Origin of the sequence: Haloplanus sp. XH21, from assembly GCF_023276355.1 — an archaeon.
GTDB lineage: Archaea > Halobacteriota > Halobacteria > Halobacteriales > Haloferacaceae > Haloplanus > Haloplanus halobius.
In genome coordinates this window covers 179,948-194,700 of the sequence record NZ_JALLPL010000002.1, presented here as the reverse complement: position 1 = coordinate 194,700, position 14,753 = coordinate 179,948, and the positions used below count along the sequence as shown (strand labels likewise).

The 14,753-nt window shown below is 57.0% G+C and carries 15 protein-coding genes and 6 pseudogenes; 6 read left to right on the top strand and 15 right to left on the bottom strand.

Annotated features, from left to right (window positions below; translation table 11 throughout):
* Nucleotides 1–250: 250 nt before the first annotated feature.
* The 3 genes and pseudogenes from MXB53_RS14380 to MXB53_RS14370 all read left to right on the top strand — a co-directional run.
* Nucleotides 251–1,162 carry a ParA family protein gene (locus tag MXB53_RS14380; RefSeq protein ID WP_248898270.1) on the top strand — a complete coding sequence of 304 codons (912 nt, stop codon included), beginning with the start codon at nucleotides 251–253 and terminating at the stop codon, nucleotides 1,160–1,162.
* A 14-nt stretch (nucleotides 1,163–1,176) separates the two neighbouring features.
* Nucleotides 1,177–1,605, top strand: coding sequence for a DUF8160 family protein (locus tag MXB53_RS14375; RefSeq protein ID WP_345779739.1), 429 nt, complete (start codon nucleotides 1,177–1,179; stop codon nucleotides 1,603–1,605).
* A gap of 51 nt (nucleotides 1,606–1,656) precedes the next feature.
* Nucleotides 1,657–2,581, top strand: a pseudogene (locus tag MXB53_RS14370) (DNA polymerase domain-containing protein); the annotation flags it as partial.
* 559 nt (nucleotides 2,582–3,140) lie between these two features.
* On the opposite strand, the gene MXB53_RS14365 reads toward MXB53_RS14370, so the two are convergent.
* From MXB53_RS14365 to MXB53_RS14340, 6 genes are all read right to left on the bottom strand, one after another.
* On the bottom strand, nucleotides 3,141–4,427 hold the full coding sequence (locus MXB53_RS14365; RefSeq protein WP_176330579.1) for an orc1/cdc6 family replication initiation protein: 1,287 nt from the start codon (nucleotides 4,425–4,427) through the stop codon (nucleotides 3,141–3,143).
* Between the two features lie 574 nt (nucleotides 4,428–5,001).
* Nucleotides 5,002–5,325, bottom strand: a complete 324-nt coding sequence (locus MXB53_RS14360) for a DUF6788 family protein (RefSeq protein ID WP_079235455.1) — start codon at nucleotides 5,323–5,325, stop codon at nucleotides 5,002–5,004.
* Nucleotides 5,326–5,386: 61 nt separating this feature from the next.
* On the bottom strand, nucleotides 5,387–6,208 hold the full coding sequence (locus tag MXB53_RS14355) for an SWIM zinc finger family protein (RefSeq protein WP_248898268.1): 822 nt from the start codon (nucleotides 6,206–6,208) through the stop codon (nucleotides 5,387–5,389).
* Nucleotides 6,209–6,319: 111 nt separating this feature from the next.
* A complete protein-coding gene (locus tag MXB53_RS14350) occupies nucleotides 6,320–7,249 on the bottom strand; it encodes an ArdC-like ssDNA-binding domain-containing protein (protein ID WP_248898267.1) in 930 nt (309 codons plus the stop codon).
* An 83-nt stretch (nucleotides 7,250–7,332) separates the two neighbouring features.
* Nucleotides 7,333–7,680: a DUF8013 domain-containing protein gene (locus MXB53_RS14345; RefSeq protein WP_079235459.1), complete on the bottom strand. Its 348-nt coding sequence runs from the start codon at nucleotides 7,678–7,680 to the stop codon at nucleotides 7,333–7,335.
* 77 nt (nucleotides 7,681–7,757) lie between these two features.
* A complete protein-coding gene (locus MXB53_RS14340) occupies nucleotides 7,758–8,774 on the bottom strand; it encodes a DUF6610 family protein (RefSeq protein ID WP_345779734.1) in 1,017 nt (338 codons plus the stop codon).
* A 79-nt stretch (nucleotides 8,775–8,853) separates the two neighbouring features.
* Between MXB53_RS14340 and MXB53_RS14335 the strand changes: the two genes are divergently transcribed.
* On the top strand, nucleotides 8,854–10,071 hold the full coding sequence (locus MXB53_RS14335) for an RNA-guided endonuclease InsQ/TnpB family protein (RefSeq protein WP_079235461.1): 1,218 nt from the start codon (nucleotides 8,854–8,856) through the stop codon (nucleotides 10,069–10,071).
* Nucleotides 10,072–10,271: 200 nt separating this feature from the next.
* Here the strand turns inward: MXB53_RS14335 and MXB53_RS15865 are convergent.
* Nucleotides 10,272–10,526: pseudogene (locus tag MXB53_RS15865) on the bottom strand (hypothetical protein); the annotation flags it as partial.
* Here MXB53_RS15865 and MXB53_RS14330 point away from each other — a divergent pair.
* Nucleotides 10,497–10,757: an HVO_A0114 family putative DNA-binding protein gene (locus tag MXB53_RS14330; RefSeq protein WP_248898265.1), complete on the top strand. Its 261-nt coding sequence runs from the start codon at nucleotides 10,497–10,499 to the stop codon at nucleotides 10,755–10,757. The pseudogene MXB53_RS15865 and the gene MXB53_RS14330 sit on opposite strands and share 30 nt — an antisense overlap.
* 178 nt (nucleotides 10,758–10,935) lie before the next feature.
* On the opposite strand, the gene MXB53_RS14325 is transcribed toward MXB53_RS14330, so the two are convergent.
* From MXB53_RS14325 to MXB53_RS16040, 4 genes and pseudogenes are all read right to left on the bottom strand, one after another.
* Complete coding sequence (locus tag MXB53_RS14325) at nucleotides 10,936–11,229, bottom strand: PadR family transcriptional regulator (protein WP_248898367.1); 294 nt, start codon at nucleotides 11,227–11,229, stop codon at nucleotides 10,936–10,938.
* A gap of 66 nt (nucleotides 11,230–11,295) precedes the next feature.
* A pseudogene (locus tag MXB53_RS16000) lies at nucleotides 11,296–11,352 on the bottom strand (DUF7567 family protein); the annotation flags it as partial.
* 69 nt (nucleotides 11,353–11,421) lie between these two features.
* A pseudogene (locus MXB53_RS15995) lies at nucleotides 11,422–11,537 on the bottom strand (DUF7568 family protein); the annotation flags it as partial.
* Between the two features lie 11 nt (nucleotides 11,538–11,548).
* Nucleotides 11,549–11,653, bottom strand: a pseudogene (locus MXB53_RS16040) (biosurfactant protein 1); the annotation flags it as partial.
* A gap of 136 nt (nucleotides 11,654–11,789) precedes the next feature.
* Between MXB53_RS16040 and MXB53_RS14320 the strand changes: the two are divergent.
* Nucleotides 11,790–12,341: a DUF7342 family protein gene (locus MXB53_RS14320; protein WP_079235462.1), complete on the top strand. Its 552-nt coding sequence runs from the start codon at nucleotides 11,790–11,792 to the stop codon at nucleotides 12,339–12,341.
* Between the two features lie 45 nt (nucleotides 12,342–12,386).
* Here the strand turns inward: MXB53_RS14320 and MXB53_RS14315 are convergent, their stop codons facing one another.
* From MXB53_RS14315 to MXB53_RS14300, 4 genes and pseudogenes are all read right to left on the bottom strand, one after another.
* Nucleotides 12,387–13,208 carry an SWIM zinc finger family protein gene (locus tag MXB53_RS14315; RefSeq protein ID WP_079235463.1) on the bottom strand — a complete coding sequence of 274 codons (822 nt, stop codon included), beginning with the start codon at nucleotides 13,206–13,208 and terminating at the stop codon, nucleotides 12,387–12,389.
* 126 nt (nucleotides 13,209–13,334) lie between these two features.
* Nucleotides 13,335–13,472, bottom strand: coding sequence for a hypothetical protein (locus MXB53_RS14310; protein WP_188879674.1), 138 nt, complete (start codon nucleotides 13,470–13,472; stop codon nucleotides 13,335–13,337).
* 2 nt (nucleotides 13,473–13,474) lie between these two features.
* Nucleotides 13,475–14,020: a type II toxin-antitoxin system death-on-curing family toxin gene (locus MXB53_RS14305; protein WP_079235464.1), complete on the bottom strand. Its 546-nt coding sequence runs from the start codon at nucleotides 14,018–14,020 to the stop codon at nucleotides 13,475–13,477.
* 61 nt (nucleotides 14,021–14,081) lie between these two features.
* A pseudogene (locus tag MXB53_RS14300) lies at nucleotides 14,082–14,725 on the bottom strand (transcription initiation factor IIB); the annotation flags it as partial.
* Nucleotides 14,726–14,753: the final 28 nt, after the last annotated feature.

Below are 14,753 nucleotides of genomic sequence, written 5' to 3'. Positions count from 1 at the left end.
CCTACTCCGAGAAGCACAGAGTCACTAATTCAGTAACTGCCAGTAGCAACCACCATTCCACGAGGAACCAGCAAAGCGGGGTTCCAGGATGTGTTGAATCAATGAATCAGTGATTCTTTGATTTCCATCAAATACAACACCCAAATCGCCTGTTAGCGGTTTATACCACGGAATACGGAACTTTAGAATTGCCAGAGCGGGATTAGATGTCTGGCGTAGATTTATGAATCAGTGAATCAATGATCGAACTATGAGCGAGTCACCTCGTGGCTGGGGCGTCACACCATCGACTGGTATCCCCACGATCGCCTTCGGCAATCAGAAAGGCGGGACTGGGAAGACAACGGCGACGATAAACAGCGCCGCGGCACTGGCCTCTCGAGACCACGATGTCCTCGCGATCGATATGGATCCACAGGCCGATATGACGAAGGGGCTGGGATTGGGGCCAGGCGATGATAACGATCCGTCAAGCCCGAAGAACGATCTTCCAAATACGCTCGCGACCGATGACGCAAATCTCCTCGATGTCCTCGTTGACAATCCGCGCACGGACAACACAACGCTTTCAGAAATTGTGATCCACAGCGACGACTACGAACACCTGAATTTCGATCTCGTGCCGAGCCACAAGGACATGGGGCTTGCCCGAGATTGGATGGACGATGCAGGTGCTCGTCTCTCGTTAAAAGTTGCTCTGGAAGAGCTGATTGACGACGGGTACGACTACGATTATATCTTGATAGACTGCCCACCTGATCTCTCGGTTTTGACGGATGCAGCGTTTATCGCGGCACAGAACGTTTTCCTGGCTGCCCAGACCCAAGCGACATCACGGGATGCTCTGGATGACCTCTGGGATCAGCTGGAATCTATCGAAGATAACCAACAGATCGAGATCGCGATTGTAGGGCTACTGGCGAACATGTACCGAGACGATGGGCAATCACAGAAGTTCCTGGATGCATTCGACGAGTCATATGCGTCACTAGCCCCGATTTTCAAACTCCCAATGCGGGTGGCGATACAGCGCGCGTGGGACAACGGCTGCGATATTTTCGAGTGGGAAGACGCGAACGACCAGCAAGTCGAGCGCGAGCTCTTCCTGGAGGTTGCTGAGACAATGGAACGAGCGTTCGACAAGACGCAGGTGGAGGTGTAAGGATGCCCCGAGGAATGGACGAGCGATTTGAGGATCCGTCAGAAGAAGCAGAAGACAAGGAAGCCACGGTCGATGACGAGCCGACGGAGGCCATGCCGGACGCAAAAAGCCGGGACAGTGACCCGACAACAGCAACCGAAGAGCAATCAGGTCAACAGAGTGCCACCCCCGCTGCGGAGAATAAACCGTCGACCCAGAAATCAGACGATGAACCATTGAACATCAGAGAGGATTGGGATTCGGCCACGATATATGTTGAACCGGAACAGAGTGAGAACATTGAGATTACATTCACACGATTAAAGAAGCAATTAAAGCGAGAAGACATCACGCTCGAGAAAAACAAACATTTCTATAGGGGTATTTTCGAGGTGGCGTTCGGTGAACATCAGGAAGAAACGAAAGAGAAGATCCGTGAATTGGCAAAGCAAGACCAGGACTAGAACCGGGAAACGATAGCATCGAGGACATCCGTCCCGAGATGATCGGGACGACCCGACGAGGACCGCCTAGCTGAACTCGAGGGACGGTCAGGAGCGCTGAAGTGGATCCTCGTCGCCTGCTTCGGCTATCAAGGATTCAGCAACGCGAAGTTCGGCCGCATCGAGTGCCACGAGGCAATCAATGCGTTCGCTCACGAAATTCTGCTGACGGCGAAACAACGGCTGGAAGCCGGCGGCTGGCGCGTCGTCCACGGCATCGTCGACTCCATCTGGGTGACCCCGGACCCCGACGTCGACGACGATGAGCGCGAAGACATCGAGACGCTCGCGACGGGATCACGGAACGCGTCGAGATTCGACTCGAACACGAAGCCCACTACGACTGAGTTGCGTTCGTCCCGCAGCGCGAGAGCGACGTTGACGCACTGACGAAGTACTTCGGAAAAACTCAACGGCGACGACGAGTTCAAGATCAGAGGTATCGAAGCCCAGCAGCGCTCAACCCCGCCGTTCATCGAGGATGTCCAGCGGGACTGTCTCGACAGGCTCGATGCCACGTGGTCACTGGACCCGGTGCTCGGACGTCTCGAACGAGCAATCGACGAGTTGAAGCCGGAAACGTAGCAGTGGAGGGGCTCGTCGAGCGGAATCGTGTCTCCGAGCCGCTGGAAGGCTATACGTAGGATATCCAGAATATGGGGGCGCTCGAACGAGCTCGTGGCTAGGACCTCGCCATCCATCTTGACAGGATATCGAGTACGTGGTCGTCGACGACGAGAAGAGCTCGCGAGACGGGGTCGCCCTCGCCCACGAGGAGATCGAGACCTACGACGCCTCGTACTACGAAACGCAGCTGGTCAGAGCGGTTGAGAGCGTGCTTTCATCGCTCGGATGGGACCGATCAGTGATTCGACGTGAACTCGCTAAGACACGGGAGATGAATGTGATGTCATTCGCTGCACACGGTGACGAGTGATCTACATAGCGGGAGGACAGTCCACTCCCTCCCCCCGTCATCGATGTGTAAAACTCTACGGAAGGGGAGGGGGCTAGAACAAGAAATCAGTAGAAACAGGAAGAATGGGCGTCAATACGTAGGAGACGTTCTCAAACATCTTAATCAGGTCTAAACTCAAGATAAGCTATTGTCTGGCAAAGTTTTATATGCACTGCGTGGAAACCATAGCCGTAATACACCTAATCACGAGGAAAAGAGAAGTTCACTTCGACAAACCGAGTGATAGATCCAGCCGATTCTAAGGTACTGTTCTCCGTGAATATGTAGCTTTAAGCTGCTCTACCGTTGGTATACACTTCGAAACGTGTTTTCCTTATAGCCTTACGGCTCTCACTTACACTTCGATGACGGGGGGAGGGGGTTCTGCATTCGAGCTGTTTCAGAGGTAGTCTTCTGTACTGACCCGACGCCTAATTCGTTACCGGCCCATTGAGCTCAATACCACTCCTGACAAGACTCGGTTTACACATCGAAGACGGGGGGTGTGTTTCGAGAGCCTTCCTCTGAAGATGTAGTCCTACTTGTGGAACTCTCTTAGCTGGGCGTTGACCACCGACTGAAGGATGTCTTCTTGATCGGCAATCGCTCCCAAGCGAGTGTCGTCGACGATCCGATTCATCATTGCTTCCGGTTCGCCCGTGAACGTGAATTCCATATACATCCCCCCACCACGTCCTCGACTTTTTCGAGCCGTGGAGATGAGACCATAAGTGGAGAGTTCTTTGACGTATTTGACGTAAGTCTCCCGTGTCATCTGGTCAGCATCAATCTCGTCGGTAACCCATTGATAGACTTTAAAGCCGACTGGACTCGGTACCGAACTTCCGGACAAATTGGAAAGGTAGGCAACTGAGGCGGTCGCGTACAGGGAGATCTTTTTCTGGGTCGTCAGTCCCTCAATCAGCTTCAGCGAACGATCCTTGTCGATTTCTTCTTGGGATTCACGAACGTGCTCTTCGCGGACTTTCTCATCATCACGTTCGTCCGCGAGATCACCGGCACCACGGAATAGGTCGATAGCCTTTCGTGCGTCTCCGTGGCTTTGGGCTGCGAATGCCGATACGAGTGGTAGCACGTCGTCGGTTAAGGCGTTGGGCCGGAAGGCATCGCGCCGGTTCTCGAGTATCTGTCGGAGTTGGTTCGCGTCATAATCAGGGAAGTAGACGTCCCGAGGATTGAACGAACTCTCGGCACGACCATCGATATCTTCCATGAATTTGGGGTCATTCGTTAGTGCCGCGACCGATACTTGACCCTCAATTTCGTTCGTGTTACTCGCTCGCGACAGTTGATAGAGCAGTTTCGAGTAGGCAGGCTCTTCATTCGTTCGTCGACCGACTAGGAGGTCGATCTCGTCCAAGATGAAAATAACTGAGTCGTAGTGCTCATTGATGAGTTCGTACAAGCGTCGATACTTGCGCTTCGTCGACACCCCGGTTTCCGGGACACCGACTTCTGCGTCGACATCGCTTGCGACGGTTTGGACGAGCTCAAAGACGGCTTGATCGAGGGTGTTGATCGGTTGGCAGTTAATATTGACAACGCCGAAACGTTCACCCTTGGATTGGCAGAGATCGACAATCTGTTGCGTGACTGCGCCGATGATGAGGGATTTACCTGTCCCGGCAGGACCGTAGAGAAGCATATTCGGAGGACGATTTCCCTGGAGTGTGGGTTTCAGATACGAGACTACAGCCTCGAGTTGATCATCACGGCCGACAATTCGCTCCTCGTCGATAATTGTGTCTGGCTCGACGAGGTCTCGATTGACAAAAACCGATGTTTCTCCCTCGTCATCCAGCATATCCCGGATCGACCGCTGAGTATTGCCTTCCGACACTGCTCGGTCTTGCTCGGACTCCAAGTCTTCGGCATCATTTTCTACACCGGCTTCTACGTGTTCTGCGTCAGTTCCAGAATGAGATTCCTGTTTGAGGGTAGATTGGTCCGCTCCATCCTGATCACTACCGGCCATACGCTTGCTGTACGCCGAGGCGTTAAAAAGATTCACCTCCTTCGATGTTTATCTGTTCCGTCTGGTCAATCTATCCACCGTATTCGGCTGATCTATGGCCTCTGTGCTGTAACCGACACCGAAGTATATCTAACGGAGAGCCCCCCGTTATCGATGTGTAACGGGAACTTCCACGCTCTCCTGTGATTTTTCATGTCTGTAGTCGACACTATCGATTTTCCCTCCCCTTTGTCGAAGTGTAAGCGGTACGGACGACACCCCGGCATCGAAGTGTAATCTGGTGGCCTCACCCCCCACCACCGATGTGAAAAACGGCATTCGGTTGTTACGCCTTATCATCCAGTTACTAGTTTACACTTCGAATACGGGGGGTGGATCGTAGCTAGACTCTAACGGAGTCTTTCTAATCGTCCGGGTTGACAGGCCCCTTGTACTTCGAACGGACCGTATCTCCGTCTCTCCACTGCCAGTAGTAGTAGCGATTGTCGTTGATTTCCTTGATCGTGATGGTCGCCTTCGCCGGCACGTCGTCCGGAAGGCTATCGGGACGCTCCTCGACGTTGGCGTCGTCCGCTTCCTCCTTGAGACGAGCTTCACGCTCCTTGTGTTCGGCCAACGCCTCGGCGTAGCTGGCAGCGTCCCGAAGATGATCCGATGTGGCTTCGTTGAGCGTGTTGACGATCTCCGTTGGGAGGTTCGCCGGTGGGGTCGGGGGTTCGTAGGACATCGGCTGTTCCCGTGTTAACCAACACGGATTCTCAATCCATAGTTTTGTTGGTTAACCAGGTTCAGTCCGTATCAGCCGGGAGGCGGCCGTCTGGTCGAGGAACGCGGCCCCGTTTGATTTCGTGATCGACGCGACGCAGGTGCTTACAGCCACCTTCAGGTGAGCGCTGCTGCCAGTCCGGACAGGTACACGACTTGTCGACGACGTCGACTTCGTACCTGTTGCCGGACGCGGATTGCACCTCGTAGCGGCCACCTTTCGAAAGGAGCGAGACGTCCATCGATTCGGCGACGGCACGCTTCGTGCGGGGCTCGAGATCGTCCTGCGACTGTGTGTTCTCGTCGACGACCAGTCGGTCGCGAACGTCGCCCGTTCGGCCACCGTCGGGAGCGACGGCTTCCGCAGGGCCACTGAGCCGCTCGTGGAGCAGTTCCTCCACCGGATGGTCTTTCGGCCAGAGATAATGGACTTCGTGACGCTCGCGATGATCGTAGGAGCCACAGGCTGCGGCGTTCCCAGCCCACACGCGCCACGCGCCGAGCGCCGCCATCACGTCGACGATTACGCGCGGGACGATTTCGTACTCGTCAGGGTAGAAAATCCGGAAACGGGTACACTCCTCTCGGGGCGGCACCGTCTCCCACCACTCGACGTCGCCACCCCAACTGTCGAACATCGATTCATCCTCTCCATACCCAACGGTCACGCCGTCGATCTCGCGGATGTCCGCAGCCGTCTCGTCAGTCTCCCCTTCGAGCAGCCGCAGAACGGCGTACCGCAGGTACTCGTGTGCTGGATGATCCGTCGAGCGAGCGATTTGGCTGTGCTGTTCTGCAACTCGTTCCGCTTTCTCGAGGACAGCGGACAGATACGGTTCACTCATAATCCGTGGAGACAGGACTGCGCCTCCGCCCCTCGGCGGGCGCTGATAGACTTAACCAACAAAGAACAGTAGTTACCTCCGTTTGTTGGTTAAAACGGAAGAGATGTTGGGTCAGTCCTCAGCAACCACGCCGATGATCTCCTGTGCGGACGAACTGATTCGACTGAGACGCTCCTGGAGGACCGCCGAGTCGTCGTCCTGCCACGCGGCAAGGTAGAACGCTGAGCCGCTCGTATCGAGGCCGAAATACCGCCCAACGATGTATCCCACAGCTTCGGCTTCCACCTCCCGTTTCGCGCGCTCAGTCGCGTCGTCGACATCGTCATGAAGCAGCGCGTGAGCGTACTCATGAACGAGTGTCACCGCAAGGTCGGCCTGATTCTCACGGGCTTTCGCTTCGACGACAGGGCGGTCATTGTCTGTCCTTCGATGTTTACAGATACCCTTCGCGTCGCCATGGTCCCATTCGGCAGGGTCGACGATCTCCACAGTCACGCCGAGGTCATTAGCGGCAGCCGTGAGTGCGGGCACCAACCCCTCGCCGTCCCCAGTGGCCTCGGTTTCGAGCTCGGGAAGCGGCTCACCCTCGGTCTGAGAGACGTCGAAGACAGATGTAGGCTTGAAGCCAACCAGGCCTTTGGACCACTCCTCGGACGGTGTTTCGTCGTAGTCACAGTCGCTCTGCTCGTGGTAGCTCGGTGAGTTTTCGCACGCCGGGCACTGCTTGGCGATGATCGGTGCCCAGATCCAGATCGCCTGTTCGCCCTCCTGGACGTGCCGGTCGAGGTCGTTCCGCCAGGTGTTGTACCCCGCGACCTTCGTCGCCTCGGGACACTGGAGTTTGATGAGGAGTGTGTTTCGATGCGAGTAGTCGTGGAACCGGGACTGAACATCAAGCCACTCTTGGAACTCCTCGCTGGCCTGCGCGTCGTCGACGCCGGCGACGAGCTCGTCGATCCACTGTTCGATGGTACTGTTCATCTCGTCGGACCGTGTGTCGGTCTCCTCGAAGGACACCGACGCATTACTCGTTGTAGCCATTGTAGTCACCAAATCGAGTTGTCCGCGACTGCAACTGTTCAGAACGCGCCGCACCCCTCGGGGCGCACAAAAACCGCTCGCGGTTACCGGAGTTCGTGGGGTTCGTCAGCGAAGCCGACTGTGACGAGATACTCGAGGAAATCGTCGAAGCGTTCGATGTCGCTGGGCGTGTCGGTCGCCAGGTGTCGCGCCCACTCGATAGCCCACTGGAAGGCGGGATCCGTTCCGCCCTTGCCGTGAAGGTACCACCAGCGCGCCGCTTTCAGCACGATGAGCGGATTCGTAGGTGGGTGCTCACCGGCGAGCCCACGGGTGATGGACTCGATTTCGTCGGGGATGTCGGCGGGTTCGACGTGTTCTGATTGCGTAGTGGCGATATCGATCGGGATGTCGTCGATGGAGACGTTGTCAGCACTCTGTTGTTGACTCACGGAAAATCACCTTCTGCGAGGACTTTTTGGATCGAGCCCTCGCCCTCTCTGGAGGGCACGACAAACTGACCGTGGCGTCACGCGGGTGGGAAGTAGACGCTCTGCTCGCCGGCGATCTCCTCCAGGTTGTTTCGATGGCGATGGGTGAGGTAGCAGTCGTAACTGCAGTAGCCACAGACGGCGCCGGTGTCGTATTCAGCGACGAAGGGACCGCGGCAAGTCGTCCAGACGTTCGCTCCGCATTCGGTACAAGCGGCACCATCGAGATCGCTCGGTGATGGACCCTCATACTCGATCTCGAAGGAGTCGTCCTGTGGTGTCGATTCGGGCCAAACACCTTGGGCCTGCCAGAATTCCTTGAGACGGGCGAGACTGTGGCGGACCGTCTTGCGAACCGTGACGTGGTCGGCGTCGCGTCCACTGTCGTCCCAGCCGTCAGCTGTCCAGAACTCGCCGAATTGTGCGCCGCGATGGAGTCCGTTCCAGTCGAGACCGACAATGTCGGCCGGTGGGTCGTCCGTGAGCGTCGGTCGGGTCAGTTGCTCGATGACGTTGAGCTGTTTCGGCGGACTCCCGCCGAGGATATGGATGCGCCGCCCTCGCCAATCAGCCGGGTCAGAGAACTCGTGAGCCAGGCGGTCGGCGTAGCCTCGAGAGTAGCCGAGGACGAGGTCGTCCGGAATCGCGTCGATCACCTCGCGGCACTTGGGGACGATGATGAGATCAGCCTCGGGGTAGCTGGCTTGAATCTCGCGAGCAGCGGCGACGTGGGCGTCCACGTCGTCGCGTTCGTAGACATCGCCGATGACACCGATCTGTGGTTCGTGCTCGAAGAACCGATCGACGAACCGGTCCAGATCGGGGTTCCGAAAGTCGTTATCCAACATCCCGACAGGGATGTCGAGGTGATTGAATTGGGTCTGTTGATACCCACAGTCCTCTCGGAACCCGGGTACGTATCCGAGCCTGTAGGCATCTAGAGCGTATGGTACCCGATGAAGGAACGCCACGCTGTCGGCTTGTCTGGCAGTAGCAATTTCACAGGCGGTCGAGGCGGGTGCCCCGACCCTTGAGGTCGCGGAGGAAGCCGACAACCGATGACACAAACCACGGTACAATGACAACCCGACTCCCACGCACATAAGTAACACCAGCTGTATATGTGAAATCACAGTGGAATACCGTCGCACCGCCGTCATCAAACTTGACACTCCCGAAGGAACCGGCGACTCCCTTCGAGAGACAGTCGAGCAGTTCAAACACTGCGCCAACACCGCCAGCGAATGGTGCTGGCACGGCGACGACGGATACCACGTTACCTCCAAACAGAAAGCCGAACAAGCCCTCTACGACCGACTCCGCGACGAAACAGACCTTACCGCGAACCTCGTCCAGAAAGGGATTCGTAGGGCAGTCGAGGCCGTCAAAAGCGGCGTCGAACGCCTCAAACGCGACGAAACCACGTCGCAACCGTACTTCTCGTCAGACAGCGCGGTCTACGACAAACGAAGTGCGACGTTCCACCGCGATCACGTTTCCCTTTCAACCGTGGACGGGCGCGTCGAGTGTAATTACATCCTGCCCGATGAGTCGGAGACACCGCCAACCAAGTACGTCTCCGACGAGGATTTCGAGTTTCGGATGGCGCACTTGCAGTATCGGGATGGTGAGTGGTATCTCCACGCCTCAATGCGGAAAATCGAAGCAGACGAAGAATCGTCTGAATCCGAGTCCAAGCACAGAACAGTCCTTGGTGTGGATTTAGGCGTGAACAACCTCGCCGTTGCTTCGACGGGGCGATTCTGGTCGGCAAACGAGTTCAACCACTGGCGTCGGGAGTACGAGAAACGCCGTGCATCATTACAGCAGTGCGGTTCTCGACACGCTCACGAGAACATCGCGAGCGTCGGACAGAAAGAGTACGGACGGTTCGAGATACACCTCCATACAGTGGCGAACGAGCTTATCCGGGAGGCCGTCGAACACGATTGTTCGCACGTCGTGTTCGAGGAGTTAACCCACATTCGGGAGAACGTCTCGAAAGCGACGTGGCAACACATTTGGGCGTTCCGACGTCTCTACGAGTACGTCGAATACAAAGCCAAAGAACACAGCGTCGAAGTCGTACAGGTTGACCCCCGCAATACGTCGAAGCGATGTTCAACATGTGGGTTTACCCACCCGGACAATCGGTCGGGTGAGATGTTCAGGTGTCAGCAGTGCGAGTACGAGAACCATGCTGACTACAACGCTGCGAAGAACATCGGTTTACAGTATCTCCGTCGTCGGCAAAACGCAGACGATGGAGGCGCACCCGTAGATGTGCGCTTGAATCGCGGGACGCTGAACGTGAGTGGGGAGTACAAACCCCCTGCCTCGGCTGAGGCATAGAACGGGAGTCCACGCGAAAGCCTCGGGGCTTGACCCCGAGGCAATTTACGCGCACTGCTACTGCTGGGGCTAGTGTCGGTCGACATGAGTTGGAAGTGGCGAGGGCGACTCCGGCCGCCCTGCACCCTCTCGGAGGGGCGAAAAACCGAGGCGAACTCAGCTGTTAACCAACACGTGTTCCATGAGCCTTGTGTTGTTGGTTAAACGCCAGTTGTGTCCTCTCCTCCTGCTGAGGAATTATCAGCGTATTTGTTCTCAAAGAGACAGCGAGCGGCCGCGTCGGCGCCAGTGAGAGTCTGCTGGCTTTCGTCTGTATCAGCGAAGAGCGTCGACTGATCGCCCTCAGATGGTTGCTCAACTTCGGGTCGGTCGTCGACGCCGAACTCACTCGCTTCCGGTTGATCGAGCCGTGAATCGCGGTCGCGATGATCGACATCGGCGCCGAAATCCTCGAGCTCTTACGAGCGATTGTCCAACACGACCCCGGAAGTATCAGTGAGACGGCTCGGCTCGTTGATCGAGACATTAGCCAAGTGCATCGGAATCTGAAGGAGCTGGAGGAACTCCATCTCATAGATCTCGTCGACGATGGGCAATCGAAGCGACCATCGGTCTGGTACGATGCGATTGATATCGACCTCCCGCTTGTGGCTCCAGATGAGAGTTCGGACGAGGCAACGGCGTAAGCACGGTACAGCCACTATGCGTCCTCGGCCCACCAGAGAGAATCCATGTCGGGTAACCAGTTTTGCGTAACGCCGCTAACCAACAATAATATCAAAATAGCCACTGATGGTTAGTGACGACAACAGCTCTGATGACTCGTTTCTCGGTACCAATGCCTGTTCAGGGACCAGAACGGAGCTATGCTGACGAGGTTTCTGCCGGCTCGACGTACTTCTGTTCCCACTCTTGGCGGTCCTCGAGTTCACGGCGGCCGCGGCGAGTGAGTGTGTAGATGTTCGTTCGTCGGTCTTGCGTGCCTTTCTCGATGAGTCCTTTCTCAACGAGCGTATCGAGATTGGGATACAGTCGGCCGTGGTTAATTTCGCTCTCGTAGTAGTCTTCGAGTTCTTCTTTGAGAGCAAGCCCATGGGGCTCATCGCCACCAACAATTACGTAGAGGAGGTCTCGTTGGAAGCCAGTCAAGTCGTACATAACTGTATCTAACTGGCACATAGCGCTCTCGCATATGTCTGTTGCCACCTCCTGCCCGCAAACGGGGCACCAGAGGAACTCGAACAGTGCCTCACTGTGTCGGTCAAGTACTTCAAGGGTCATAGGTTGACTAACCCGGACGTCCTGGGCCACTACCTCGTGCCCGGCGGAAAAACAGCGCCCAGCGCTCACTCACCGTTCGGCGCCGTAAACGATGTGTGCGGGAGCTTCGTACCCACAGTCGGGGCAGTCGACCATCGCTGGACTTTCGCCCCGTCTGCCGCCTTCTCGCCGATGAGGACGTCGTCGCGACGCGTTACCGCTGGGGGTCACCTTTACGGTCGTTGTCCAGCCTCGTGTCCGGAATGTGGGACGCCTCGACGGTCGGCCGCAGTTCCTCAAAGCCGGAATATCGGTCGTACATCGGTTGGCTCATAGCTTCTGTCGGTATCGAATTTCAACGTCCGGACGCCCTCGCTCGCAACGCACTCTCGATTATACAAGAGAGTACAAATATATATGAGAGTTCAGCGCCAACACTGTCGTAAGAGGTGCCACACATGTCCGAATCCTCGCGAGATGGGGTCCAGTCGTGGACTGAGTCGATGAGCGCCCGCGACCGTATTCGAGCGGTCGCCGAGACGCTTCGCGAACCGCGGTCGGTCAACTGGATTAGCGAGCAGGCCGACGCCGCCTGGAGCACGACCAACGAGGAACTCCAAGCGCTCGTCGATCAGGGCCAGCTGCGTCGTGTCGAGGCCGGCGAGACCACGCGCTATCAGCCGGACTACACGCGGCTGCTCTTCGAGGAAATCCGGACGCTCATCGAGGCGAATACTCGCGAGGAGCTACGCAACGAACTGGCGGCGATCACCGAAGAGATCGAGGACTGGCAGGCGACCTACGACGTTGAGACATGGGAAGAGCTCGAACAGTCGCTCGCCGACGGTGATATCGCAAGTGACGAACTTCGTGAACGCCGCGACGTTATCGGACGTTGGGAGGAGAACCAGGAAGACCGCCGACTCATCAAGCACGCGTTGGCGCTCTACTCGGACGTCGAAACCGCTCGCGAACAGATGATCGACGTGGCTGACCGCGAGACAAACTAATTTTCGCGATCGTCGAACTTGCGGGCGTCATCGAGGGAGACACAGCTATTCGTCGGACTGTTCGCCCAGCTTCTCTCGAAGCTCGACTGCTGCCTTCTCGAAGTGTTCCGCGAGGAACGGCGTTTCCGATGTCGCCCGTTCATTGAGGAATGCGACGGCGTCAGTGATTGCATCAGCGTCGCGCTCCGCGGTCGCGACACAGTCGACATATCCGTCGAGTGCCCGACTGAACGCACGCGAGAAGTGGTCGTAGGCACCGTCGACGCGCTCCATGTTGTCGTCGAGCGACTCGACGAGGGCCCGATAGACGGTCGCCGCCGACGCGTACCGCCCCTGATCGCGGTACTCGTTCGCGAGATCGAACCACTGCGTGAAGTCGATTGGCTCGAAGACAACGTGGTACTCAGGGTTCGTCTCTTCGAACCGCCGGTCGATCGAGGTGCGAAGCTCGTCGACCGACTGTCTCGTCGGCTCGCCGACGCGAGCGAGAAACCGATCGCGGAGATCCGCATCGGTCGCGAGTTCGTCACGCAGGAACGCGCGGAGTTCGTCGATATCGGCGCCGTTGAGTGCGGCGTCGAGTCGATTGCCTTCGTCTGAGGGAGGGTCGTCTACACACCGAAGCAACACGGCGACGACGTGCTTGCACGCTCCCGGCCCGTCGTACGGACAGTCGCACCACGGGGCAAACCCGTCGGTGGCAAGGTCAACACGAACATCATACTGATGGCTGCCACTCACGACGGCGGTGACGGTGCTGTCGACGCGGTGAATCTCGTGGATACGACTCTCAGCAAGATATCGTTCGCCGCGTTCGAAGACCGCATCCGTGCAGACATCTCGAACCGCGTCCTCGGCTATGTCCATGTGCGTGGACAATGGTTCTAGCGCGAACGGGAAAACCGATACGTCGACCTCGCCTGCGCTCCGGATTGGAACGGTCTCACTAATACTGTTGCAGTACGACGTGGAATCCACAGCTTGGCGGGAGTCCTACTCGGTCGCGAGTTCGTCGTAGATTTCCTCGTGTTCGTCGAGGTCTTGGCGTCCGAGGAACCGAATGAGATACTGCCGTGCCTCTTCGGGGGACATCTCATCGGGAATCTCGGGCTGCTCACTTTCAGCGGCCATCCTTATTCCTCATTATGGGATTCGTCGTCATAATCGTTCGGTTCTTTGGATTGCTGATCGACTGTGTCGTGCTCCGTCGATAGCTGGTCTGTGCCTTCAATACGTGACAGCCAGAGGTTGATGGTCGCCTCGTACTCCGGGGCAAGTGGTTCTGTGTGCGTTCGGAGATACTCGCTCACGTCGTTCTCATCGACACCAGCCTCATCCGTCGCGAGCGCCTTTAGAATCTCTTTGATCGTCCGATCATAGTCAAATCGCAGACCATTCAAGGCGTAGAAAATTCGAGTCGACATGAGCGCCGTTCGCTTGTTGCCATCGACAAATGGATGATTCGCCGCAATGAGCCGCAGCAGCTGGAATGCCTTCTCGTGGATCGATTCGGGCACCTGACCGAAATGGCCTTCCTGAATATGTTCAACGGCGTATTCGATATCGCCTGGCGAAGAGATACCAGCGGTCGTCTCCGCATTTGACTCCACGATCAACTCGTGGATGTCACGGATATCAGCAGCCGACAAATAGCTGATTGATTCCGATTCTTCGTCCATTATCGATATCCTTTGTTACAATGCATATCTAACCTCTGCTTTCTGCAGATGCCTCTCGTTTCTATGTAGTGCTTTTGGTGCCCACTTTTTGTTTACCGTCCAACTGTTGTAGTGTGTCTCGATGGGTTCGAACCGCTGTCGATGAAATGTTGGCGGTTTCTGCAACCTTGGATTGCGTCAACCATCGGCCCTCTTCGCGACCGGCCTTGTAGAGGCAGGCCGCGGCGAACCCGGCCGGATGGACGCCCGTCGTGACGCCGCGCTTTTCGGCCTGCTCTGCGAGCGTTCGGGCCCGTTGTCGGATCTCGTCCGAACACTCGAGGTCGGAGGCGAGTCGCGGCACGAACATGCTGAGGGAGACGGGCTCAGCTCTTCATTCAGCGTTTTGTACGCGTTCGTGACTCGTGACTCCGCGACCCGGACCATCTCGCTGACCTCGCTCAGCAACCGCGAGAGGCCGTTGCACCGGTAGGCCCCGTAGAAGCTGGCCGCGGCGATGGCCTCGATGGATCTGCCACGAAGCAGGTCCTCGTTCTGGGCGCTCCGGAAGAGCTGACATACCTGAGAGCGCACTGAGTCAGAGAATTCGAGGGCACTCGCCAGCCGGCGTACCTCGCCCAACCCGTGTGCGAGATTCCGTTCCGCTTTCGACCGCCAGCGACCACAGGTCTGCTCACGGCGCATCCGCCCGAGTCGCTGGCGCTGGATGCTCGGCGTCGCCACTCGGATGTCG

Coding starts and splice junctions, on each gene's coding strand:
- MXB53_RS14330 (WP_248898265.1), top strand. CDS start 10,497: ATGATCGACATCGGCGCCGAAATCCTCGAGCTCTTACGAGCGATTGTC.
- MXB53_RS14310 (WP_188879674.1), bottom strand. CDS start 13,472: ATGGCCGCTGAAAGTGAGCAGCCCGAGATTCCCGATGAGATGTCCCCC.
- MXB53_RS14315 (WP_079235463.1), bottom strand. CDS start 13,208: ATGGACATAGCCGAGGACGCGGTTCGAGATGTCTGCACGGATGCGGTC.
- MXB53_RS14305 (WP_079235464.1), bottom strand. CDS start 14,020: ATGGACGAAGAATCGGAATCAATCAGCTATTTGTCGGCTGCTGATATC.
- MXB53_RS14360 (WP_079235455.1), bottom strand. CDS start 5,325: ATGTCCTACGAACCCCCGACCCCACCGGCGAACCTCCCAACGGAGATC.
- MXB53_RS14380 (WP_248898270.1), top strand. CDS start 251: ATGAGCGAGTCACCTCGTGGCTGGGGCGTCACACCATCGACTGGTATC.
- MXB53_RS14355 (WP_248898268.1), bottom strand. CDS start 6,208: ATGAGTGAACCGTATCTGTCCGCTGTCCTCGAGAAAGCGGAACGAGTT.
- MXB53_RS14350 (WP_248898267.1), bottom strand. CDS start 7,249: ATGGCTACAACGAGTAATGCGTCGGTGTCCTTCGAGGAGACCGACACA.
- MXB53_RS14325 (WP_248898367.1), bottom strand. CDS start 11,229: ATGTACGACTTGACTGGCTTCCAACGAGACCTCCTCTACGTAATTGTT.
- MXB53_RS14320 (WP_079235462.1), top strand. CDS start 11,790: ATGTCCGAATCCTCGCGAGATGGGGTCCAGTCGTGGACTGAGTCGATG.
- MXB53_RS14365 (WP_176330579.1), bottom strand. CDS start 4,427: ATGCTGGATGACGAGGGAGAAACATCGGTTTTTGTCAATCGAGACCTC.
- MXB53_RS14375 (WP_345779739.1), top strand. CDS start 1,177: ATGGACGAGCGATTTGAGGATCCGTCAGAAGAAGCAGAAGACAAGGAA.